General features: G+C 67.8%; 15 protein-coding genes and 3 pseudogenes. 9 read left to right on the forward strand and 9 right to left on the reverse strand.

Annotation, left to right across the window (positions count from 1 at the left end; genetic code table 11):
- Nucleotides 1-210: hypothetical protein (locus ACGFSA_RS31910; RefSeq protein WP_393309520.1), on the forward strand; the 210-nt coding region annotated here is incomplete at its 5' end.
- Nucleotides 211-233: 23 nt separating this feature from the next.
- Here ACGFSA_RS31910 and ACGFSA_RS31915 read toward each other — a convergent pair.
- Complete coding sequence (locus ACGFSA_RS31915) at nucleotides 234-674, reverse strand: transposase (RefSeq protein WP_393309521.1); 441 nt, start codon at nucleotides 672-674, stop codon at nucleotides 234-236.
- Nucleotides 675-1,045: 371 nt separating this feature from the next.
- Between ACGFSA_RS31915 and ACGFSA_RS31920 the strand changes: the two genes are divergently transcribed.
- Together ACGFSA_RS31920 and ACGFSA_RS31925 are read left to right on the forward strand one after the other, a co-directional pair.
- Nucleotides 1,046-2,275, forward strand: coding sequence for an IS110 family transposase (locus ACGFSA_RS31920; protein WP_393309522.1), 1,230 nt, complete (start codon nucleotides 1,046-1,048; stop codon nucleotides 2,273-2,275).
- A gap of 25 nt (nucleotides 2,276-2,300) precedes the next feature.
- Nucleotides 2,301-2,798: an IS3 family transposase gene (locus tag ACGFSA_RS31925; protein WP_393309534.1), complete on the forward strand. Its 498-nt coding sequence runs from the start codon at nucleotides 2,301-2,303 to the stop codon at nucleotides 2,796-2,798.
- 225 nt (nucleotides 2,799-3,023) lie between these two features.
- Here ACGFSA_RS31925 and ACGFSA_RS31930 read toward each other — a convergent pair whose 3' ends face one another.
- The 6 genes and pseudogenes from ACGFSA_RS31930 to ACGFSA_RS31955 all read right to left on the reverse strand — a co-directional run bounded on the left by ACGFSA_RS31930 (nucleotide 3,024) and on the right by ACGFSA_RS31955 (nucleotide 13,108).
- Nucleotides 3,024-3,188 carry a hypothetical protein gene (locus tag ACGFSA_RS31930; RefSeq protein WP_393309523.1) on the reverse strand — a complete coding sequence of 55 codons (165 nt, stop codon included), beginning with the start codon at nucleotides 3,186-3,188 and terminating at the stop codon, nucleotides 3,024-3,026.
- Nucleotides 3,189-3,223: 35 nt separating this feature from the next.
- Entirely contained in the window at nucleotides 3,224-4,771 is a 1,548-nt protein-coding gene (locus tag ACGFSA_RS31935; RefSeq protein WP_393309524.1) for an RHS repeat-associated core domain-containing protein, read from the reverse strand.
- A gap of 1,385 nt (nucleotides 4,772-6,156) precedes the next feature.
- A pseudogene (locus ACGFSA_RS31940) lies at nucleotides 6,157-6,501 on the reverse strand (hypothetical protein); the annotation flags it as partial.
- 127 nt (nucleotides 6,502-6,628) lie between these two features.
- Nucleotides 6,629-9,530, reverse strand: a pseudogene (locus ACGFSA_RS31945) (DNRLRE domain-containing protein); the annotation flags it as partial.
- A gap of 458 nt (nucleotides 9,531-9,988) precedes the next feature.
- The gene (locus ACGFSA_RS31950; protein WP_393309525.1) at nucleotides 9,989-11,212 is read right to left on the reverse strand and encodes an IS110 family transposase; all 1,224 of its coding nucleotides are present in this window, start codon (nucleotides 11,210-11,212) and stop codon (nucleotides 9,989-9,991) included.
- Between the two features lie 281 nt (nucleotides 11,213-11,493).
- Nucleotides 11,494-13,108 (reverse strand): annotated as a pseudogene (locus tag ACGFSA_RS31955) (ISAzo13 family transposase).
- Nucleotides 13,109-13,177: 69 nt separating this feature from the next.
- Between ACGFSA_RS31955 and ACGFSA_RS31960 the strand changes: the two are divergent.
- From ACGFSA_RS31960 to ACGFSA_RS31985, 6 genes are all read left to right on the forward strand, one after another.
- Nucleotides 13,178-13,462 carry a hypothetical protein gene (locus tag ACGFSA_RS31960; protein ID WP_393309526.1) on the forward strand — a complete coding sequence of 95 codons (285 nt, stop codon included), beginning with the start codon at nucleotides 13,178-13,180 and terminating at the stop codon, nucleotides 13,460-13,462.
- A complete protein-coding gene (locus tag ACGFSA_RS31965) occupies nucleotides 13,455-13,661 on the forward strand; it encodes a hypothetical protein (RefSeq protein WP_393309527.1) in 207 nt (68 codons plus the stop codon). Before ACGFSA_RS31960 ends, ACGFSA_RS31965 begins: the two co-directional genes overlap by 8 nt.
- Nucleotides 13,662-13,838: 177 nt before the next feature.
- Nucleotides 13,839-14,048 carry a hypothetical protein gene (locus ACGFSA_RS31970; protein ID WP_393309528.1) on the forward strand — a complete coding sequence of 70 codons (210 nt, stop codon included), beginning with the start codon at nucleotides 13,839-13,841 and terminating at the stop codon, nucleotides 14,046-14,048.
- Between the two features lie 11 nt (nucleotides 14,049-14,059).
- Nucleotides 14,060-14,416, forward strand: a complete 357-nt coding sequence (locus ACGFSA_RS31975; protein WP_393309529.1) for a hypothetical protein — start codon at nucleotides 14,060-14,062, stop codon at nucleotides 14,414-14,416.
- A gap of 212 nt (nucleotides 14,417-14,628) precedes the next feature.
- Complete coding sequence (locus ACGFSA_RS31980) at nucleotides 14,629-14,805, forward strand: hypothetical protein (protein WP_393309530.1); 177 nt, start codon at nucleotides 14,629-14,631, stop codon at nucleotides 14,803-14,805.
- A 32-nt stretch (nucleotides 14,806-14,837) separates the two neighbouring features.
- Complete coding sequence (locus ACGFSA_RS31985; RefSeq protein ID WP_393309531.1) at nucleotides 14,838-15,110, forward strand: hypothetical protein; 273 nt, start codon at nucleotides 14,838-14,840, stop codon at nucleotides 15,108-15,110.
- A gap of 56 nt (nucleotides 15,111-15,166) precedes the next feature.
- Here the strand turns inward: ACGFSA_RS31985 and ACGFSA_RS31990 are convergent, their stop codons facing one another.
- The gene (locus tag ACGFSA_RS31990) at nucleotides 15,167-20,260 is read right to left on the reverse strand and encodes a hypothetical protein (protein WP_393309532.1); all 5,094 of its coding nucleotides are present in this window, start codon (nucleotides 20,258-20,260) and stop codon (nucleotides 15,167-15,169) included.
- 4 nt (nucleotides 20,261-20,264) lie between these two features.
- Nucleotides 20,265-23,177, reverse strand: a complete 2,913-nt coding sequence (locus ACGFSA_RS31995; protein ID WP_393309533.1) for a hypothetical protein — start codon at nucleotides 23,175-23,177, stop codon at nucleotides 20,265-20,267.
- Between the last annotated feature and the right edge of the window lie 337 nt (nucleotides 23,178-23,514).

The following is a 23,514-nucleotide window of genomic DNA, read 5'->3' on the forward strand; positions in this document are numbered from 1 at the left end:
CGACTACTGACGGCATTGTTACGCCGCCGCAGAGCAGCGACCAGTACGCTCCTGGCCCACTTGCTGGGCGTCACCCGCACCAACCTGTCCAATCACTTCCAGGACGGGCACCGTCTCCTGGACCTGCACAAAATCACCGTCAAGCCATTGCCCGGAGCGCCCGCCCGCACCCTGGAACAGTTGAAGGCCCGTGGAACGCCTATCGAATGACACAGGTCAAACCTGACAGTTATTTAATTACAAGCCCCCAGTGTGCCGGTGTGCTGCCGGGCCACCCCGGCCGATGACCGGCCCTTCTTCGCGAACCCGGTCTCATCGACCACCAGCACCCCGCACCCGTCCGGTCCGGCCCCCACTCCGCCGTCCTCCAGCGAGGCGATGACGTAGCGGCGCACGAAGTCCCGCAGCCCGTCCGCGTCCCACCGGGCCCGGTCCAGCAGGTGCTGTTGCCCCCACGGCGTCAACTCCCCGCCGTACTCGGCCAGTTGCCAGCCGTTCTTGCGGGACAGGGGCGCCAGCAACCCGCGGATGCAGGCCCCGGCGCGGCGCCGTAGATCTGCTCGCGGGAAGACGCCGCCGACCTCCAGCAGCAGCAACTCCAGCTGGTCAGAGAACTCCTCAGCCCGCTCCTGGTCCGTGACCAGCAGCGGCACGTCCAACAACTGTGCCTGCATGTCCGCCAGTTACCCACCCCAGCTGATCGACGAACTACAGCACACATGCTGATCTACAGCTGAAGGGCTAGACATCACCAGGCCCTGCGCCTGTATGTAGAGCGGCGACGCCCGGCACCTGCGGGTGTCAACACCCAACCCTTGATCACTCGTTGGTGTTGGTGGTGCGAGCCCGCGCCACGGTGACCTCTCGTTAAGCCCGAGCTGATTCGAGCTCCCGCACAGACCGAGGCCCGCGGAGCGAGCTGGTGCCACGAACAGCTACTGAGGTGGCGGACCAGCCAACGCGGCTGAGTCCTGGGATTAGGTCGCTGCGTGGTTCCGCACGAGCTCGTGACCAGCGCAAACACACAAGATTACTAGGAGGGGCCTTGATCTACCGCGGCATCGACTGGGCGGAGAAGACACACAACGTCACCCTGGTCGACGACAGCGGCCAGCTACTGGCCAAGCGGCACATCACCGACGACACCGCCGGCTACCGCATTCTTCTCGATCTGCTCGCCGAGTACGGCGACACGGAGGAACCCCCGATCCCGGTCGCCATCGAAACCTCCCGCGGCCTGCTGGTGGCCGTGCTGCGGACCGGCAAGAGACAGGTCTTCGCGATCAACCCGATGTCCGCAGCCCGATACCGCGACCGTCACTCCGTCTCCCGCAAGAAGTCCGACCCCGGCGACGCCCTCGTGCTGGCGAACATCCTCCGCACCGACATGCATGCCCACCGGCCGCTGCCCGCCGACAGCGACCTGGGCCGCGCCGTCGCCGTGCTCGCCCGCGCTCAGCAGGACGCCACCTGGAACCGGCAACAGATCTCCAACCAGCTCCGATCCCTGCTCCGCGAGTACTACCCTTCCGCTCTGGCCGCCGTCGACCCCTGGCGCAACGGGCTCTGCCGACGCGAGGCCCATGAGCTCCTCAAAGCAGCACCGACACCAGCCAAGGCTGCGCGGCTGACCCGCGCCCAGTTGCAGGCCGCGCTCAAGCGGGCCGGCCGCCAGCGCGGCATCGACGCCGAGGCCGAGCGTCTTCGAGAGGTCTTCCGGGCCGACTGGGCCCACCAGCCGCCGCTGGTCGAAGCCGCGCTCGGCAAGCAGATGCTCGCCATCCTGGTCCAGCTCGAAGCCGCATGCACAGCCGCCGACGACCTCGCCGAGGCGGTGGAGGAGACGTTCCCTCAGCACCCGGACGCTGAGATCATCCTCAGCTTCCCCGGCCTCGGTACCCAGCTCGGTGCCCGGGTGCTCGCCGAGATCGGAGACGACCGCAAACGGTTCGCCGACGCCCGCGGCCTGAAGGCATACGCCGGCGCCTCGCCCATCACCAGGGCCTCCGGCAAGAAGTCCAGCATCACCCGCAGGTGGGTCAAGAACGACCGCCTCAACCACGCCGGATACCTCTGGGCCTTCGCCGCCATCACCGCCTCGCCCGGCGCCAAAACCCACTACCGCAGGCGCCGCGGCGACCACGGAGACTGGCACGCCGCCGCCCAGCGCAACCTCTTCAACCGCATGATCGGACAGCTCTACCACTGCCTCCAACACCGCACGCCATTCGATGAACACACCGCCTATCCAACCGAACTTGCCGCCGCGGCTTGACGAGTTATGCGCCTGAGGTGTCTACATCCGTACCTTCTCCGGCTGGGTGTACGCCGCCTTCGTCGTCGACGTGTACTCCCGCATGGTGGTGGGCTGGCAGGTCGCTACTTCCCTCTACACCGATCTCGCCCTGGACGCCCTGGAGATGGCTGTCTGGAAACGCCGCCGCGAAGGCGCCGGCCTGGCCGGCCTGGTCCATCACTCCGACCGCGGCGTGCAATACCGAGCCATCCGCTACAGCGAACGCCTCGAACAGGCCGCCGCCGTGGCCTCCGTCGGCTCCAAGGGCGACTCCTACGACAACGCCCTCGCCGAAGCGTTCAACAGCCTGTTCAAGGCCGAGCTGATCCGCAACAAGGGCCCCTGGACCGGCATCAACGACGTCGAGATCGCCGTCGCCGAGTACATCGACTGGTTCAACCAGCGCCGACTCCACGGCGAGCTCGGCCACCTCCCACCCGCCGAGTACGAAGCCCTCCACGCATCACCCGAGACCCCACAACCCGCCCTCAAAACCAGCTAACCGACCGTCCACGAAACCCGGGGCTTGACACCGCGGCGGAAGGCTATTCGATGGGGGAGCCGGGCGTTTGGGGTGAGGGTGTCCGGGCCGGCGCTGGTCAAGCACTGCCTGCCGCACCAGTACATCCGAGAGACGATTCCCGACTTCCCGCCGGAGGAGGTGCCCGGTGTCGACGTTGAGGAAAGGCACCGGGGTACCCGCCAAGAGGCGGGTACCCCGGTGTATTCAGTTTGTCCTTGCTCCTGAGCTTCTGCGGATCCGGCGTATCGCGTCGACGACGAACGAGGCGGAGCCCACCGCGAAGATGACGGCAAGTACGGTGTCGTGTGCGATGGCGAGAGCGACGACCAGGGTGGCCGTGCCAGCTGCAGCCACGACTTCGGCGGTCAACGCGAGACGGTGTCTCGCTCTCTCAGTTGGTTGTCTCAACACCGGCGTGTCCAAATGGTCGGAGGGATGGGAATGTAGCTGGACCCAAAGCGTGTCACGCCAGTGATGATGGTGGTGCACTTGCCTCGAGCCACCGCGTATCCAGCGACCGTCGTGAAGTACCAGAGGTATCCGCGGACGGCCACGATGGCGTACTTCCACGGCCCAGGAATCCATTTGATGTCCTTGGCCCAGCCGACAAATGCAGCTGCGCTGCCGACGCCGGCGGCTACCCAGCGGGTCTCCGACTTGTTGAGGTCCATCCTGATGAAGTATTGCGGGGACCACCAGGGCTTCCACCAGCGTACGTACATCGTTCCGCTGAGGTCGGTGCAGCCGATCGGGTTTGCGCCGCAGTACTCGTAGGCGTTGGCGCCGCCGCCGTAGACGGGGTCGATGCTGAGGAAGCGACCGGTGTCGGCGTTGTAGAGGCGGACTCCCATGAGGCTGAGGCCGCTGGGGGTCTCGGTGGAACGTTGCTTGCTGCCGAGCCAGCCGTATCGCGTGGCGGGCTGTGCGGGGCGTCGGTTGCCGTACTCGTCGGTGTCGAGGACGGTGGGTGCTACGGCGGTGTCGGTGGGCAGTTGCAGGCTGATGTCGCCGTGCAGGTTCGCCAGCTGCAGGATGGTGCCGCCGGTCTTGGTAGTGGTGGCTGCGAGGCCGCCGACGAGGCCGCCGACGCTGCGTGTCACGGTTCCGGCAGTGTCCTCGACGATCCACCTTGGATTGTCGGAGTCGGAATCGTAGTGGTTGGTTTTGGCCCCGGTCTGGGTCCAGCTGCCGCTGCTGTTGGATTCGGTGGTCCAGGAGCGGAATCGCAGGTTGGAGTCCAGTTTCCAGGTCTGGCGCTGGGTGCCGGCGGTCTGCTGCTGGACGAGGTCGTTGTTGTAGTAGGCGAGGGTGGTGCCCGGCAGGGCGGTGGTGCGTCCGAAAGCGTCGTAGCTGTAGCCGGTGTTCACCAGCCGGTCGGCGCTGTCGTAGGTGTTGGTGGTCGTGGTGGCGCCGCTGGTCGTGCAGTCCAGGCCGACGCCGGCCACGGCGCTGGCCAGGGTCTTGCGGTTGGTGTTCTTGTCGAAGGTGTAGCTGCGGGTGGTGCACACCGCGTCGGTGCTGGTGTCCTGGACCTGGGTCAGACGGCCGGCCTTGTCGTAGGCGTAGGTCTGCGAGGCCGTGACGCCGGGGGTGCCGGTGTGGGTGGCTACTTGTCCCTGCACGGTGGCGGAGATGGTGTCGGCCAGGAGGACCGTTCCGTCGGAGTTCCGTGTGTAGGTGCGGTTCGTGGCGGTGCCTGCGGGGTCCTGTTCCTGGGTCATGGTGTAGCCGCCGGGAAGGGTCTGGGTGTCCAGGCCGCCGTCGGCGCCGTATCGGGCAGTGAAGGTACCGGCGATCGAGTCGGTGACCGAAGTGGTCATTCCGCGGGGATCGATGGCGGTGTCGTAGGAGTAGGTGGTGGTCGACGGGACGCTGTCGGTGGTCTTGGTTGGCCGGTGCAGCGCGTCGTACTCGGAGGTGGTAGTGCCACCGTCGGCATCCGTGTAGGACATCTGGCGGCCGAGCTGGTCGAACGTCTTGGTGATGGTGCCGCCGGCCGTGGAGGTCTGCTTGTCTGCCTGTCCGCTGGCGCTGTTGTAGCTGGTGGTGGTCGCCGGAACGGCGGCACCGCCCCCCCAGCAATAGTGACCGTGGTCGGGCGGCCAGCGGTGTCGTATCCGAGGGTGGTGGTGCGGGTGACGCTGTTGGCGGTCTCAGTGACCTTTGTGGCCTGACCGTACAACCCGTACTCAACGGTCTTGGTCGGCAGCTGGGTGGGGTTGGTGCCGCCGCCGGTGATCGCCGCGGACGGGCCGGTCTGGCAGACCAGGTCTGCCCATTCCGGTCTGCCGCCGCAGGTGCCGGTGCCCCCGGCCGTGTAGTAGGTAGTGACCATCGCGCCGGCGTCGTTGCCGGTGGAGGCAGGCTGGGTGGTCTTGGACACTCGCCCCTGTGCGTCGTAGGCAGTCGTCGTCGTGATCGCCAGACCACCGGGGTCCTGGGTGCTGCTGGTGGCGACTCCCTTGACCCAGTCGAATCCGGTGGCGACCACGCGGGGGTCGGCCATCAAGTCCGGCCGGGAACGCGGCTGGCCTCCGACCGTCTGCTGGGTGAGCTGGTCCTTGACCGTGGCAGTGCCATCACTTGGGCGACCGGCATCGTAGGCCTTGACCGTGTGCGCACGGGCCACGAGCTGGCTACCGGCGGCAGCGACCGTGGTGGATCCGCTGGTCAGGTTGCTCTCGAGCGTGATCTGTCGCACCGGGCCATAGGCGTCGGTCTCCCGAATGCCGCTGGTGTCGAAGACGGAGGTGGACGACAACAGCTGGGCGCGCTCTGCGGTGGCCAGGGCGTTGATGCCCAGCTCCGTGAGCCGGGATTTCTCCACGGCTGAGGTGCCCAGCGCCAGCTCCCGGTTGCCAGCGGTCAGCGAACGGACCACGTTGCCGAACTGGTCGTACTCGGTGACCGAGATGTGGTGTCCAGGTGTGGCCTGGTTGACCTCGCGCGCGGAGGCGTCGAGGTAGTGGAGCTCGGCCCGCTGGTAGGCGCCCGCACTCAGGGTCGATCCGTCGTTGCTGGCGGGTACCTGGTCGGAGGGGAAGATCGCGGTGGCGTCGGTGGGCAGATCGGTCTGACCCCAGGCCGCGGTTGCTGTGGCGCTGAGATCATTGGGTGCCGATGCACCGCTCAGCGGCACACCGTAGACCACAGATGTGATGGCCGTGCCATTGGTCTGGCTGGCGCTACCCGGGGTCAGCGTGGCTCGAGAGGCCTTGAGCAGCATTCCCGCGCCGGCCGCGGGATTGGACCCGGCCTGGCCGTAGGTGAAGGACCAAGGCAGCTGGCCGGGCGGGGTGAGGGTGGTTACCCTGCCCGCACTGTCATAGGCGTAGGCCGTCTTCAGCGCCGGAGTGATCCTGGGATCCCAAGTTTCACGCAGACGCCCGGCGTCGTCGTAGACGTAGCTTGCGACATCGGTCGCGGTGGACGTGGCCGCCCCGGGGGCCGTGGCCCACAGCTTGATTGCCGAGACCTGACCCTTGACGTCACCGAGCGTCGTGGAGGTCGCGGTGGTCGAGGTCGCGTAGGCGAATTCCAGAACCCTGCAGCCCTTGACGGACGGGTCGGCCTCACACGCGGCCAGTGTCGTGGCGCTGGTAGCGGCGATGACCCGCTTCGGGCGGGCGAGGGTCTTAGAGCCTGTCGGGTGACCTCTGATCGGGCGGCCACGCCCTGGCACGCACGCTTCCCGCGTTGCCGAAATGCCCTAGTAGCTCCGCTACGAGGACCTTCCAGCGCCTTGGAATCGCACGCACCAGACCGCGTCCGCTTTCCGATCGAAGGTCACCCGACAGGCTCTTACTGCCGACGACCACGGCCTCGGAGACCACCTTGGTGGTGGAGTTGACGAGACCGTCGACCAGCGAGCTGGCCACCGTCCAGGTGGTGGCTGCAGACGAGACCTTGGAGAAGGTCGTGACGGTGCCGGAGGTGTCGGACAGAGTGAAGTCGCCGGAGCCGAAGGTGCCCTTCAGCGTAGCGGTTTCGGCTCCGGGCTCGGGGACCCAGCCGGTCTGGGCAGCGTTCGCGGTGAATTTCGTCGTCGATCCGTCCCCGGCGACGACATCGAGAGATGTGGCTGAGGTCTTACGGATTTCGGTGTAGTTCGACTCGCCCGCCTCGGCAGCCGTGCCGGACAGCCACTCCTTGCCGAAGATGGCGGCCTGTCCCTCTTGATCTCCCCCGGCCTGCGGGGTCCGCGAGGACGCGGTGCGGTTCACGGACATGCCGAGCAGCGACGCGTCGGCGCCCGACAGTGTGAAGTTGCCGGTGAGCAGGTTCAGCGAGCCAGGACCGAGATCCTCACTGACCGCGCCTTCCGCAGTGCGGTCCACGACCATCGTAATGGGGTCGGAGGAGGCGGCTGCACTGCCGGAGCCGGCAAAGTCAGCGCGGATCTCCACCGCACCGTCAGGGTTGACCGTGCTCGTGGCGTTCCAGGTGAGCTTCGGGCTCTTGCCTGCCGCCAGGGAGACGGGCCACGACGTCAGGGCCGCTCCGGCGTTGGTGACATCCGCAGCCGGAATGGTGGTCCAGTTGTCGGCGGCGCCGCGGCGCCAGGAGAAGGTGACCTTGTCGAACTTGGACCCGTCGGCCTCTGCGATGAGCGGCACGCGAGCGGCGGTGCGGGTGCCGTCGTCGGGCAGCGTCACACCACCGGGGCCGGCGTGGAAGGTGTAGGAGAGGGGTTCAGACTTGTTTTCCGCTTTGTCAGTGGCGCGGACTTGGAGGGTGTTGGTGCCGGCTTTCGTCGGCTTGACCGTGATCTTGACGGGCGTGGTGGTGCCGCCGGTGGCTACCTTCGTCCAGGTGGTGCCGTCCAGTGACCACTCGATGCCGTTCTGGTCCCCGCCGGGCGGAGTCACGGTGAAGTCGCCGGGCTGGCCGGCGCCCTTGACCCAGCTCGCGGAGGGGTAGTCCGTGGACGTGACCGCAGTAGGAGCGGACGGAGCGGAGGTGTCGACGGTGAACAGCGCGTACGGCGACCAGCCGAGGTTGTAGTGCATGCCGTCGTACGGCGAGGTACGGAACTTGTAGGTCTTGCCGTTCGTCAACAGCCCGGCGGGAACGGTGATCGACGCCGGCTTCCCAGAGGTCACGTATGGAGAGACGATGACGTTGCCTACCTGCGTTCCGGTGGCGTTGTCAAAGATCTGGAACGTGCCGTTGACCTTGTCGTTGTTCGGGTCCACGAACGTGTCTCGGAGCGTGGGGGTGGTGGTGTTGACCTGCCAGGTACCGGCGCTGTCCTTGAAGAAGGGCGGTCCGGCCTGCTGGTCGGTGCCGGTCCGCGGCCGGTAGTTGTAGTTGACGACCAGCTTCGGCGGGTTGGCAGCGGCGTTGGCGGAGTTGACCCGTTTCCACTGTGCCACGACGCTCTCGTCGGAGGCCCGCAGTCCCATGTGTCCGCGAGTGGCCTTGGCCGAAGCCCACTCCTGGACGAGCGTCGACACATCGGCGTTGATCCACCCGTCAGGCTGGGTAGTGCACGAGGTGTTGCCGCGTGTCTCGGTGGAGGTGGCCTTCTTCGCCGTCATGGTCGGCCGGTTGGCCCAACGGCTGGACGTGGAAGCTGCGCCGGAAGACCACACCTCCCATGGATAGGCTTTGCAGTCGACATTGTTGCCCGAGTGGAAGTTCCACAGGGAAAGCTTCGCATCCAGCACCAAGGCGTCCTGGATGGGCGAGGTGTTCCAGGAGGTGAACGACTGCGCCGTACGGGGCGTACCGTCGGCATTCTTGGTGCCCGGGTTTCCGAGGTCCAGCTCGACGTCGTTGGACCAGTCGACGGTCTCGCCCTGCTGGACGTAGGTGTCGAAGACGTTCGACAGGGAGGAGGTGGAAGGGTCCACCGTCACCGGGTACTTCGTCCCGGGGGCGGCGAGGAACTTCGCATCCGGTGTGATGACGAGATCGACCGCGCCCTTGCGCTGGACCACCTTCATGTCGACCTTGGCCCGGTTGGTGTGCTCACCGGAGGCCTTGTCGACCGAGGCGTCCCACATCACCGGAGCAGGCATGACTGCCCGCCTCTTGTTCTTCCTGTCGGTGAACAGCAGGCTGCCGTCAGCCTGCTCCTTGACCTTCAGGCCCTTGGCCTTCAAAGGCAGCGTGTATGTGTAGCCCTCCGCTGCCGGGCGCTGCTGAATGTCTACGTATTGCTCGTAGCCGGTACGTGTGGCCTCGACCACCACGTCCGCGCCAGGAACCGCGTTCACGTACGTCGCGCGGGTGCCGTTGAGCTTCGGGGTGGGAAGCCCGCCCTTCCACTGCAGGGTGATCTGCTCGTCCCCCTCGCCGAGCGTCACCAGGTCGGTCGGCTTGGCGGCTTGCGCCGCCTTGAGTGATATGGCGCGGCTACCGGTCCTACCTGCGAGCTTCAGCCCGCGCAGATGAGCCTTGGGCGCGATCGAACCGTCGGAGCCGCTGACGAGATCCAGGTCGACGTCTCGCCACTCACCAGTAGCTTCGTCCTCGAACCGGACCGGCAGTGAGCTCGGTGGTCAGCGAGCCGTTCTTGTTGACCCAGGTCGTGGAAGTCTCAGTGCGCTCGGACAGCGCTTCAACACGCTTCCCCGACAAGCGTGCTGCCACGCGTGCGGAGGGGATGTCCGTCGCCTGTGTGACTGCGGATCCTTTCGCCGATGCGACTGCTTGTGACGAGGCCGCGAACGCGTCACTTGTTCCGTGGATGAGCGTGGCCGCCAGGGCCAGGGCGAGACTGCTCGCTATGCAGCGCAGGCTCCCGCTGGACAAGGGGCGTCCGCGCTCATGTGGCGCGGGTCTGTAAACCGTCATCATTCCTCGGTCTCTTGCTGGTCTGCGCCACTTATGTGATGCAAATATGAAAGTACCGAGGAGAAAAAGAACGGAAAGCACACCAGAGTCACTCAAGATCGGCAATCTTGATCATGGTCGCAGCGTGAGCTGCATCACTAACGGATAGTCAAGATTCCTCAGTTGCAGGCGGGGTGCCCCTATCTGTTTCGTCAACCCCGGTGGGGTCGGCTTGTAGGGGTTGATCCTGATTTTTGGGAACGTCCCGCGAAGCGGGATGTTCCCGGCGGATCGGGTGGCTGATGGGCAGCCCGGTGGCCGGCAGAGCCAGAGTGGCCGTGCCGGTGCGCGGGCGTGATGGGGCCTGGAGGGTAGGGGCGGTGGAGTCGTCAGGCGGCGAGGTCGACGTCGCCCGGGGTGCGTGCTTCGTAGAGGGCCCCGGTGCGGATCATCGCGTGGATGACGTTCACGCGCTGGCGGGCCAGGCGGAGGATCGCCTGGGTGTGGGTCTTGCCGCGTGCGCGTTGCCGGTCGTAGTAGATCCGGGAGGACGGGTCGGACTTGCAGCCGATCGCGGCGAACGCGGCCTGGAACAGGGCGCGTTTGAGGAGCCGGTTGCCGCGGTGGGGTGCGTGCTCGCCGCGGATGGAGGTGCCCGAGGACTTCGTTGCGGGCGCGAGTCCGGCGTAGGAGGCGAGGTGTCCGGCGGTGGGGAAGGACGTGCCGTCACCGATCGCGACGATCACGGCCGCTGTGGTCCTGACGCCCAGGCCGGGCAGGGACGTCAGGAGGTGGAAAAGAGGGAGGGCCTCCAGCAAGGCGGCTATCTCCTGCTCGGCCTGGCGGCGCTGGGTGTGGGCGGCGGCGAGCTGGGCGGCGAGTCCCGGCACGATCAGCGCGCTGGCCTCGGTGCCCGGAACGACAAGGGTCTGCTCGGCGAGCGCGTCGAAGATCTCTGCGGTCAGGTGGTGGGCCTTGCGCGAACCGTGCACCTTGAGCAGGGCCTCGCAGCGGGCACGGCCCAGCTTCTTCAGCCTGGCCGGGGAACCGTGGCGCTGAAGGAGGGCCTGGACATAGGGGTAGGCCAGGCGCGGGCCGAGCATACGCTCGAGAGAGGGGTGGATCTGGGAGAGCAGGCCGCGCAGCCGGTTGGTGGTGCGGTTGACCTCGCCGGCCAGGTCGTTGTCGTAGCCGGTGAGCATGGTCAGCTCGGCCAGGGCCTCGTCGTCGCGGTCCACCGCGCGCAGGGTGTGCGGCATGGTGCGGGCGGTCTCGGCGATCACGTAGGCGTCGCGGGCGTCGGTCTTGGCCTCGCCCGGATGCAGATCGGCGGCCCGGCGCATCGACAGGCCGGGCAGGTAGGCGACCCGGCAGCCGGCCGCGCGGGCCGCTGTCAGCGGCAGCGCGCCGATGTTGGCGACCTGGTCCACGATCACCAGAACGGTGCCGAACTTCGCCACCAGCCTGGTGAACAGCTCCAGCAGTTTCGGCTCGGTGTTGGGCAGCCGCTTGTCGTGCACGGTTCTGCCGTCCTCGGTCCGGCCGTGGGCGTGGTGGAACTCCTTGCCCAGGTCCAGGCCGAGGAAGAGATCTATCGCGGTCGTATCGACCATGTGCGCGTGCCCCTCGCCACTCGTCTCCTCAACTCCCGGCCGTCCCTGCGGCACCACACGCCGGCAACCACGTTACGCAGACATGCCGCCCGTGAAGCGGCCCGGCATTGCGCCGGACCAAGCGGTCGTCAGGCCCCTCATCAGCGGTCAAGCGGTGCCCCGAAGCCCGGCGGCAACACCCCCCAGGTCATCCGTACGACAGGGGGCACACAGCCATACCGGGCCCGGGGGCCAGGCGCCCCATTGCGGGGCCACGGAAAAGGTAACGGGGCGTCGATGAATTAGTGGGGCGAGTCGCCCTCGCGGGCTGCGGCTGTCGCGTGCATGACGTAATTGGCGAGGTCGCTTGGGTCGATCAAGCGGGCGGGGATCGGTTCGGGGCGGTGGCCCAGGGCCTCCAGATGGGGGCGGATCTGTTTGACCAGGGCTCTCATCTGGTTCTCGCCGACACGGAAGAGATATGAGATCAGCGAGCGGGACAGACCACGCTGGTCGAGGACGGTGGCCCAGATGATGTTCTCCGTGGTCATCTTGCGGTGCCGGGGCCGCTGCTCGGGTGGGAGGGCATCGAGGCGGTCGCGGACGTCGGCGGTGAGACGGTCCAAGTCGTGGCGTTCCAGGCCGGTCAGGAGGGGGTGGGTGGCCAGGGTCGCGCCGAAGGTGTGCGCGTGACGGGGGTGGGACCTGGGACCGGGCGGGTGGAGCGGGACGTCGGGGATGCCGGGCTGGGGCGGAATGGTGTAGTTCCACTCCCCGTGGAAGTCCTCGGGGCGGATCGTGAGGGCGGCCGCGTGCTGCTCGCTGATCTCGATTCCGGTGGGGTAGCTGCCGGTGTCCAGGCGGGCGGTCATCGTCAGCCCGGTGCGGGTCGTGGTCGCCGAGATCAGATTGAGGGCAACTTCGTAGCTGGTCAGCGGATGAGCGCGCCAGTTGAGGGAGATGAAGGAGAACAGGCGGTGCTCGACCCGGTTCCACTTCGATGTTCCCGGCGGCAGGTGACACACACTGATCTCAAGGCCGGTCTCGGTGGCCAGGACGGCGAGGTTGGCCTTCCACGCCTTGGCACGGGAGCTGTTGGAGCCGCCGCCGTCCGCGGTGATGAGCAGGTGTTTCGCGTGCGGGTATGCGGCCTGTCCCTCCTCTTGCCACCAGCGGCGCAGGCTGGCGACGGCGAAGGCGGCGGTGTCGTGGTCGGTGCCGATCACGACGAACCCGGTGTTGCGGCCCAGGTCATAGATGCCGTAGGGGATCGCGGTACCACTCGCGTGGGCGGGGAAGTCGTGGTCGAGGACCTTGACCGGAGCCCCCGGCGGGGCCCACTCCCGCCCGGGGCGGGCGAAGAGCCCGATCTGCTCCTTCTTCTTGGTGTCCACGCTGATCACCGGGTCACCGGCCTGGAGGAAGTCGGCCACCGTGGCGTTGAGGTGCCGGAATTGCGCGTCCCTGTCCGGGTGGTGGCTGCCGGCCAGCACCCGCGCGTTGCCGCGCAGGCTGAACCCGGCTGCCTTCAGAAGGGCCGCGACGGTGTCGCGGCCCACCTTCCGGCCCTGGGCGGCGAGTTCGTCCGCGAGGCGGCGCAGCGATTTCGTCGTCCAGGTCAGCGGCTTCATCGGATCGTCCTGCGTGCTGTCTTCGACCAGCTCCAGCAGGGCCGGTACCAGCCCCGGCCGCCGTACACGCCCGTCTGGTTCCACCCCCGCATCGAGCTCGGCCAGGCCGCGGCTGACGCAACCCTTCGAGACCCCCTGCGGCCCGCGCCACCGCGGCGATCCCGCCGTGCCCGAGCTGCCGGGCCTCCGCGCCGTACAGGATCCGACGCTGCCGCTCGTTCAGGTGCGGCGTCACCGCCTCCAGCTTCGCCCGCAACGATCCGACCGTCCCATCGATGCGCCTCATACCACATCAACGAGCCCAACTACCGCAAGCAACCCATTAATTCATCGACGGCCCCCGCTGCGCCTTGCGGTGCTGGACGAGGACAGCTACGCCGTGCTGCGCACGCTGATGGTGTTCGCACTGGAGGGCAGCACCGTACGAAGCGCCATCCTGGTAGCAACCACGGCCGCCAAGCCCCACCCCCGCACCTGTGGCTGGACCGTACACAGCGGGTGGCTGCACCCCATGGACACGGCTGCCTTCCGGCACGCCGTCAGCCCGTGCCCCGGAGTCTCCGCCGTACAGCGCGAGGTCTACGGCGCGCCGACCTTGCCCCAGATCCCCTACACCGACGAGGAGAGCCCCCGTGCCTGACACGCCCGCCGTCACCGCCAACGGCTACTGCACCAACACCACCCCGGTCCCCAGCACCATTCGCACGGTCAACGCCAAGAACACCGGCCCGAAGTTCTTCCATCTGCACGGCCGCCGCTACGTCGAATGCCCCTGCGGCCGGGAAACGTCCCTGACCGAGCGGGGCAACCTCCGCCGCCACAAGCCGCCGCAGCAGTAACCCCACAGACGCCGTCCCCGCCCTCCCCCCACCCCCCGGAGGGGAGGGCGGACGGCCAACCCGGCCAGAACGCCACTGGCCGAAGACCTGCCGCCCCGACGCCCGCGCCCTCCCCTTCAGCGGACGCGGGACGGCAGGCCCCCGCTCACCGAGCCGACCCCTGAGGAGCTGCAGCCCATGACCAACCCGAGCCTGACCATCGACACACCCGGCGGTACCGTGCGCGCACGCTGGGACCAGTTCACGGCCGTACGCGCCTGCCTCGGCCCCGTCAACGTCTTTCAGGCCACCGCCCCCGACAACGCCCTGCCTCGGCTCGCCCGCAGCCGCACCGGCTACTGGGGCAGCCTGACCCTCTACCGCGACAACACCGACCGCCCCAGGTGACGGTGTACCCGATGGAGTCCGCCGCCGGACACGCGCCGTCCAAGAAGACAGCAGCGACGCTCACCGCCGCCCTGCGCGCCTGCGCCGACCACGCAGCGCAGCGCGACGACCTGCCCGCGATCCTGAATCTCTCCCGGCAGCGCGACACTCCCGCTCTGCTGCGGTTCCTCACCTGGTCGACCGCCCACCACCAGGCCGAAGCCACCCGCCTTGAGAAGGAGGCCAGGGCCGCCCACCCCGCGCGGCGCGCCGCCGTTGCCGCCTGGTGGACCGTCGCACGGTGGTTCACCGCCTCGCCGGACCCGGTCCTGCTGCTGCTGGCCGACTTCCCCGGCTCGCTGGCCCGCACCATTGACGTCAAGCAGTGAGCGCCCCGCCGCGGCCGTGGTGGCCCGAGGACTTCGACGAACGGTGCGAGACGTGCTACGCACCTCCGGGCCAGTTGTGCGCGACATGGTGCGACACCGGCTACACCGCCGAAGACCCTCCGACGCGACGCCGAACGCCGCGACCAGGCCGAGGCCGCACCGCCCAGCGCCCGGCACCGCACCAGCCGTCCCGAAGGAGTGAACGCACCTCCATGGCAAGGGAGTTGACTAACCAGAAGCAGTTCGACGCATTCGCCGACGAGGTGGCGCGGGAACTAGGCACGCGCTGCCGGACCGCCCCGCTGCCCGAGTACGCACCCGGTCTGGCACGGCTCATCGTCGACGGCGACGGCCGTGCCAGCCCGACGACCAACAGCCCGGCCGACTGAAGATCTACGCGGCAATCCCGGACCAGACCCGGATGCTGGCCCCGTCGACCAGGGTCACCGCCGGCAGCGCCCGCCATGTGGCACGCGAGATCATCCGGCGGCTCTACCAGCTGCACACCGTGGACCAGGCCGACGAACTCACCGCCCGCCAGCAGGCGGAGGCGAGCGTCCAACGCGCCGTCGCCGAGGCCGGCGCGCACTCCCCGGCGCGCCTCGCCATCGTCCGCAGGCCGGTCATCTCTGCCCAGAACCCTCAAAAACCACTAGCTATGCTGCCTCGACGAACCCCGCCCCTTCAGGAATGACAATTCCTCTCCTGTCCATGACTGGAAGACAGGCCTCTTGGCTTGTTCGCAACCCACTACGACCACCATGTCCAGCGGAGCGACCCGTCTGCGGTGTCGGCAAACACCTCAACCTGGCCCGGGACCCGACAGGTAGCGGCCAAGTGACCGCCCGACCCACCGAGGGCACTGAGCCCGGACCCGATCGGACGCCAGACCCCATCGGCGAACGACGCTGAGCGCACCGTCCCGTCGACGCCGGTCGCGAGGGCCCATGCCACACCCGGGTCAGGCATCACGCAGCTCACGTCGGACCCTGGGCGCGGCCGCCAGCCATCCTCGGCCTTGGTGAGCAGCCATCGCACCGGGTCGCTGCCGCGACGCCGTCCGAGGCTGACCTGGCCGGCGGGTCCGGACGCAGCAATAAACAAGTCGTCCTCGCCGCCGGCGAGGGCGAACCGCGCCACGGCATACCCCGGTCCGTCCAGCGCCTGCCAGCCGCCGAACAGCACCGGCTGGTCGCGTTGCCGCAGCCAAAGCGCGCCCTGCACTGAGCGAACAATGAGGTGGCTCCCGACGACCCCCACCGGCGTTCCGGGTGCGAGATCGAACTCGGTAGTCTCCAGGCAGTCCCACAGGCTGCTCTCTCCGGGGTTCCACCCCAGCCGCAGGTAGACATCACCGTCCGCGCCAGTCACGTAGAGGTCGGCGCCACCAGACAGCGGGCTGTCGCTCGGCACGACGCTCAGCGCACTGCCCGGCCCGAGCGGCACCACGTCCGGGAGGATCACGCCTGGCACCATGGGCTGGAGATCGGCCCACCCAGGCCCCCACCGACCATCCTCATCGCTGGTCCGAGCCAGCAGCCGCCCCTCGCTCACGACCATCACAATGGCTCGCCCCGAGGTGTCCGACGTCGCAGCCCACGAGAAGGGACGCGACCACACCGGGGCCAGGTCCGAAGGCTCCGACCGCACCCATGCGCCGACACGCATGCCGCACTTCCCCCGCCTGTGCCACAGTTCCCCGTCACCGTCGAGGACGAACAGGTCGTGGTGGTCCAGCCACACCGAGCTCGCCGCCGGATGACGGGCCAGCATCCAACGCCGCCCTCGGACTGCCCCCGCGACGTCGGCCCAGTCGGCCCATGCCGACAGGCGTACGGCGAACGGCTGCGGCCCGGTGCTGCGCCGATCTCCCTTCAGGTCCACCCGCCCGAAGGGCACCGAGCAGTCCCGCACCGTCCAGTCGCCCATGAGCGCCTTGAGCGAGTACGACGCCTCCCACTTTGGGGCGCCCAGCCGCCCGAGCAGCGCCATCGGGCCCAGCAGCGTTACCAGGTCGAGGTCCGGCAGGTCGAACGGGGCCGACGGATCTGTTGGCCTGAACGCCTTCGGGTCGAGGAGGTTCAGGTCTAGTGGGTCGCCCCCGGATGCCGGGTGGGTCAGCGTCACCGTCATGTCGGGCGACCGGCGCACGGGCCGATCCAGGAAGATCCACTCGGCGTCGTGACGTGTGTTCTCCGGCACCGGTCCGGCTGCAGCCACCTGCCCGGTGGTGAGGCGTTCGCAGCCGACGTCGACCGTCGCGGTCGCTACTGTGAACGCCTCCATCGCCTGGTCGCCCGTACGCACATGGATAACCAGCGCGATGATCGTATCGGCGTCCTCCGCGTGGATCTCGGGCTGCTCCACCCGGACGGGGTGCCGGAAGTCGCTGAAGTCGTGCAGCAGTGACCGCCTGTTCCACTGCAGGCAGTAGGCCCGTTGTCCCCACTCCACCAGGCCGCCCCGTACGAACGGGTTCTCGAATCGCGGGAACAGGTCGGTCTCCAGTGGCTTGCCGTTGAGCTCGAACTTCCCGCCGTCACCGTTGGCCAGGCGCAGCCGGTCCGACCCGCCGCCGGCGCGGGGCACGTCATAGGTGCATTCCAGGTCGCCGACGTCGTCTATGTGCACCCGTGCGGAGGACACCCGGTCCATGAACGCCTCGAAGCTGCCGAACTCGCTCCTACTGCCGACCTGCACGATCCACACGTTCTTGCCGTCGACGCACCAGTCCTTGTCGGCGAACAGGTCCGGCGGGTCCTTCCAGATCCCTTCATCGCCCTGTTCCTCAAGGCGCCTGGCGTAGGGGCCGGAGTCCTTGGTCAGCCACTTCGGACGCTTGTTGGAGAAGACCCCGACGTACCCCTCCTCGGGTTCGGCGGTCGAACCCTCGCGAGCCGGGTGTACCACCTTCCCGAACAACCAGAAGCCTTTGGCCCCGATGTGCCCGATGTCGAGCAGCGGGAAGTTGGCGTCGTCGTACGCCGACGTGCGCCGCTCCACGACCTGGTCGAACCCGTTCTTGGGGAACCACGCGTGCGACCCCGTCTCGGCCAGGAAGTCCTGAATGTCGTGGAACTCCGAAGCCATGATCGCCGCCCCGCCATGCTGGACGACTCGGGGCAGCGCCCAGTACCCGGTCCACCAGTCGGGGCCGTCGGCGTGGTGGGGGTCGAGGGGGTTCGTCCCCTCGATGAGCTCGCGGTTGGCGACGACCGCCGCGATCCCGCCGAGCGCCCCCAGCGGCCCGAGCAGTACGCCACCGACCAACGCTCCCGCACCGAAGGCGGCGAGGTCGGAGATGTCGAGACCCGCGAAACCGGTGGTGACGAACACGTTGACCGCACCGTTCAACGTTGCCTGCTGGATGTTGCTTTGGAAATTGAGCTGGCCGTAGCGGAAGTTCTGGACGCTGGAGAGCATCGCCCCCGGCGAGTGGTGGGTCAGGATGTTCGCTCGCGTCCGGGTCGACCCCTCCAGCACCAGCGACAGGGCGTCGGCCGACTCCTCGTCCAACTCGTCGGGACCACCGCCTGTGACCGCCCCCAGCGCGCGGTCCGGCAGACTGGCGGCGCTGAAACCCAGCAGTGCACTCTCCGGTGCTCGGACGAAGGGCAGAACGGTCTCGACCAGGGTTCTGATCAGGCCGAACGCCTCGGCTTTCTCCAGGCCGAAGCGATGGATGACGTGCAGGGAGTTCCGTACCACCTGCTTGTTGAAGAACGCCGACATGCCCCAGAAGAAGACCGTGTCGTCCTCAACCGGGCCATACCCCTCGTGGGCGCGAGCGATCTCACGGTTCACCTCCGCGAGATGCGGAAAGTAGCGCGCGCGCTTGTCAGCGTACCCGCGCAGCAACGAGTCCTTCGCGACGGACTTCTGCGACCAGGTGATGCCGTACTTCGCGGCCTCCTCGAATGTCACCGACACCCGGGAGCGGTCAGTGAAGGAGTACGCCGGCGGATGCGCGCCGATCTCCAGCAGCACGTCGGGCACGGCGTACGTCGACGAAGCGAAGCTCGCCCCGATCTGGGCGTTACCCTCGCTGAAGATTCCCTTCACACCGAAGATGATTTCTACGACGTCGGTGAGGCCGTTGTCGAAACCGTGGCTCTTGGACTTGAACTGGCTGCGCCCGCCGGCTGCCCCCATCGCCCCGCGGTGCAGGAACCGCGCCACGTCGAAAAGCATCAGGTCGACCGCCATCGTCGCCTTCGTGCGCACCTCCTCGTCGAGAGCAAAGTCGACGAGGTTGAGCAGGGCCCAGAGGTGCTCGCGGTAGTAGCCGGAGGAGTTGAACTCCATCCAGCCGAACATCAGCCGGTTGTTGAGCCACTTGAGCACCCGCGCGCGGCCGCGGTCGCGGCGTTGCGCTGCAGTCCTGGCACCGGTGTGGTCGCCGGGGTCGGCGAAGAGCCGGCACGGCTGGAAGGTCTCGTCCCCCCAGAGCTGGCCAAGGAGGTACTCCGAAGAGGCGAACATGATGTAGTGGTTCTCGGACCAGAACTCCATCTCCCGATCGGCCTCTTCCTCGTAGCCGAGGGCGGTCTTGACCTTGTTGAGCCGGTGGTTGTCCTTGGCGCGGGGCTTCTCGTCCAACCAGAACTTGTAGGACAGCAGGCCCTGCTTGAGGATCTCGCCGGCCAGCGGTGACCAGCTCGGGTCGGGGCTGCGCGGGTTGGCGGCCGTGGCCTCGAGGATGTATCGGAGCCGGGTCGCGGCGGCATGGAGCCGGGCAGCCAAGTCGGGGTCATTCGTGACAGCTGGGTCGGCTGCGCGAGCCTCCACGAAGCGCGTGAACCGGTCGTCGGGCGGCGTGCGGCTCCGCCAGGCCGGGACGGTTCCGGCGCCGAGACCGGACGGCAGCGGACCGTACCGATAAAGCAGTCGCACCAGTTGGCACAGCCCCATGTCGGAGTTGGGTTTGAGGCCGACACACTCGCGCAGTGGGGCGTGGATGGCGCCGGCCCAGTAGGCTACTCGCTTGGACAGCGGGTATGCCGTGACCGGGCCCATCGGTACGCCGTTGGTGGCGACCGAGAGCCGGTAAGTGTACCCGGCCTCCTTGTCCTTCGGCTTCTGCTTGGCCAGCTCAAGCAGCCGGACTTTCACCGCGTCGCCCGCGGGGCGATCGGTACTCGCGGCGAGCATCGCGGAGAGGAAGGCGCCATACGCCGCTGGCGCAGCGGGGTCGAACGGCGGCCGGACACCGGCGACGCCACCCACGGCCAGCCCGAGCTCGACCTCGAACTCCTCAACGTAGCGCTCGAGGTTGGCGACCCAGTTCCGCAGGTCACGGGCATCCTCGGCGGCAGAGTTGTAGAGCTCCGGGATCAGCCAGGGTTTCTCGGCTGCGAGCTCGGCGCGCGCGATCGCGGAGGCCACCTGCTCCCCCTCCGGCCTTTCGTCGGTGGGCATGGCCGGCCGCTCTCGCGGGAAGCGGGCCAGGGCGCCCATCGGGTCGGTGACCGAGGCGAACGCACTCGCCTCGCACTCCGCCTGAAGAGCCCTGAGCCGCTCGGCGAGCCTGCGCGGCTCGTGGGCGTCGAGCCAGTCCCCCATCCGCCCGATGAGCGAGGAGGCCAAAGCACCGTGCCGTGCCTCGTCGTCTGCGGTCCACACGGGTTGCTGGCTGTCGAGGTAGACCCGGCCGGCATCCTTAAGGCGGCCACTGAGGCCGCCACTGAAGTCGAGGGAGGTCTGCGGCTCGGAAATCAGGTCCAGCCGCAGATCCGTCGAGTCGCGCCAGACTCTTCGGAAGGCGTCGTAGTTGAGGCGCCGCAGCTGTGTCTCATAAAACCATGCGGCGCGACGCCGCATCGCCTCACGCATGTCGTCTGCCACGGCGTCAGGGTTCCGGGTTGCAGGGCGTGGGGGTCCAGCTCGGCAGCGTGGCGTCCTCCTTGAGCAGCACCAGCGTCGTGGGCAGCCGGACCTCCCACTGCTCGACGCACCCCTCCTCGCCGGGGGCATGGTTTGCGCTCTTGATCTCCTCGATGATCGACAGGTAGTGGTCGCCGAACATGTCGGGGAGCTCCTCGCCCATCCACACGTCCCCAGTCTCCTGGTAGTGCGCCAGGGCCGCCTCGAAACCGGGCCGGACAGGTACGACGACGCGTGCAGCGCCAGCCTTGAGGAACGCTTCGAACTGCGGATCGGGGTCCTGGGTGAGCAGCAGTTCCTGCCACCGCTGGGGGCGGGCCCAGTAGTAGGGGTAGCAGGTGTACATGAGGTTCTCCCACTCGAAGGCACGCTCGAAGAACGCCACCACAGCTCCCCAATCCCGCACCGCAGGCGGGTCAGGGAGCATCGCTCCCGGCGGTGCGGGCGACGGCGTCGGCGTGGGCAGCCAGGTCGCCGGGTGCTCGCCCAGCAACAGGAACACAAAGGCACGTTTCAGTTCCTGCAGGGTCACCGTCGGGTCATGAGCCAGCCCACCCGCTGCGGCGAGCTGCGCACGGAACGCGGCGACGTACCGCGCCAGCCTTTCCTCGTACTCCGCGAGCTGGCGCTGGTAGCCGCTAGTGATCGTCGCGTGGGTCTTCAGCTGCCACTGGGCGTATGCCTCGTCAGTGCGCTGGCATACCAGCGCAACGGCGTAGGCCATGGACGTGACTTGTGAGAAGGTGCGGACGGTGACCGGGACATCGCCGGTCTCCCCCGCCATCATGAAGGAGGTGTTGAGGTACCGGTTGCCCGTACCGCGGAACTGCACGAAGCTGCTCTCACCGATGAAGACCTCAAGTCTCCGGTCGGTCGGCTCGAGCTTCTCCGCGTTGACGCGTTGTACGTAGCCGCTGACCGCCTTGTAGCCCTCGGGGACGGTGAGCTTGAAGGCAGCCTGGTATGGCAAGTCGCACATAGCCCCATAGGCGGGCAGGCTCTTGGTGCCCTCGATCAGTCGCGCCTCCGACACCGTCTTGTCGTAGACGGCAGGCGGTGGGGTCACCGACCCGGTGACGCCGTACCGTGCGGCGTACCACATGTAGTTGGACCGGGTGACCTTGTCTGGCGTCAGGTTGGGGGCGAGCGGCTTGACGAGCTGGAAGCTCTCGGGCTGGGCGGCGTTCTTGAGCGACTGCATCAGCACGGCGGCCGGCTCGGGCACTACGACGTCGTACATCAGGCGCTTGCCGTAATTGAGGACCCGCAGGCTGTACAGTTTGTCAACCCACTGGTAAATGCCGCGGATCTTGTTCGTGCCGTCGTGGTTGTCGAGGATGTGCCCGACTCGCTCGACGTAGCTGCGGCTCTCCCGCCGCACCCGCTGCCGACGCACCTCTTGGTCAAGACGCTCCACCGACTTGGCCACCACGGTCCGGGCATAGTTGGTCTTGCTGTTCTCGACCAAGCGGCCGTAGTCGGACGACGTCGTCGTCTCGCCTGCCCGGCTGGTCTGGTAGCCGGTCTCCCGCTGGGTCTCGACCGCCAGTTCGTTGCGGTCGGTGGACTGGTGGTCGCGCTCCTCTGACTGCGAGGTCACCATCGCGTCGGTCTCGACGATCTCCGACTGTTCTGTGCGCCGCGTCCACCGGCGAAGCTCCTCGCCCTCCAGGACGTTCTCGATGTGGGAGATCTCGCCAGCCCGGTACCCGATCAATTCCTGACGTACCACGTGCAGGTTGCCGATCCCGACCGGCCGGGTCGCCGCCTTGCTGAAGTCCGGCACCTGCGCCGGTACCTCACGAGTCGGCGCAATCACCGGTGTGGTCTCGGCAAAGAGACGGCCGCCAACCCGGAACACCTTCGCGGTCGTGGGTACTTCGATTGGCAGCAACTCCTTGTTGAGCCTGTCGAGCCGTTGCGTGATCCGGTCAACCGCCACCGGCACCGCGGTCTCGCTCGGCTCGATCCGCAGCCCGGCCATCGCAGCCATCTCATCGTCGCTGAAGCGGGTTCTCACCGTCTCCATGAGGCGCAGGGTCGCCAGGCCGGCCATAGCCGCCGACTCGCTGGTCAAAACGGCGTTTCGTCCGTCGTCCGCAATGGAGTCCGAGCCCTGCCTGTCGCGGGCGACCCGCGGCGGCGGCTCGGGCATCACAAGTTCCAGTTCGTGCGGACGCACGACGAGCAACTTGTCATACGCCGCCTGCAGTCGGTCCCGCTCCCAACGCAACCCGTTGATCCGCTCACGCTCTTCGGCCTGATCGTCGACAGGCGGCTGGCCGACGGGCCTCTCTCCCGGCTGCGCGGCTGCCCCCAGCAGCCCCGGCGGGATCCGCAGCGGCCGCGTCAGCAACCGCCACGCCTCCGCACGATCCAGCGTGCCCGGCTCATTGTCGGCCAGATGCGTTAGGAAAGCCGCCGCACGCAGCTGGCGCACCACCATCCTCGCGTCGATCCCGTCAAAGCCGGTGACGAGCTTGACCGCCACCACGGCGTTCTGCAGCAGCTCCAGGTCGCTCTTGAAGTCCCGGCCGGCGACGACCCGGTCGGCGGTTCCGCCGAAGGTGTCCTCGACCAGGCGGCCGACGGACGTGACACTGACTGCGGGAAGCACCTCGACTGCGGCTTCCAGCCCTGCCAACCGCTCGCCCAATGTCGTGGGGTCCGCCGTCGGCGAGGAGAAGTGGCGTGCGAGAAACTCTCTGGCGATCGCCCGTACCCGCTCGGCGACCGGACGTTCCCTATCAGCCCCATCGCTGCTGTTCACGGCCTGCTCCAGCGCCACCTGGAAGTCAGCTCCGTTCGTGGTGTCGATCGCGTCGGTTCGTGCCGGCACCGCGAAGTCGTGCTCGATGTAGCGAAACATGTCGGCCATCGGTCACCTCCCCTAAACCGCGGCACCCTGAGATGCGGCGCTTCCGGTATCGGCTGAACAGTCCCGAATGAGGGACGCTACTGTGTGCCGAGGCTGTCAGCTAGTGCCGTGACCGGCAATGTTTGCCCCGTGAGGAGCGTCGTCCGGTGCGTGCGGTCGCAAGGCGGCCGGGAGTCCTTGGATGGGGTCTCCCCTGCTCGAACGGAGTTGAGAGCTTGGGGATGGAGCTACCAGGGCTTTTGGGGCTCTCCTGCCGTATGTGTGGGTCATTGGGTTGCGAGTTGACGGCCGGGGAGGGTGGGTTTGTCTCCTGCGAGCGTGAGCATGACGAGGGCGA

Origin of the sequence: Streptomyces sp. NPDC048496, from assembly GCF_043200055.1 — a bacterium.
Classification (GTDB): domain Bacteria; phylum Actinomycetota; class Actinomycetes; order Streptomycetales; family Streptomycetaceae; genus Streptomyces.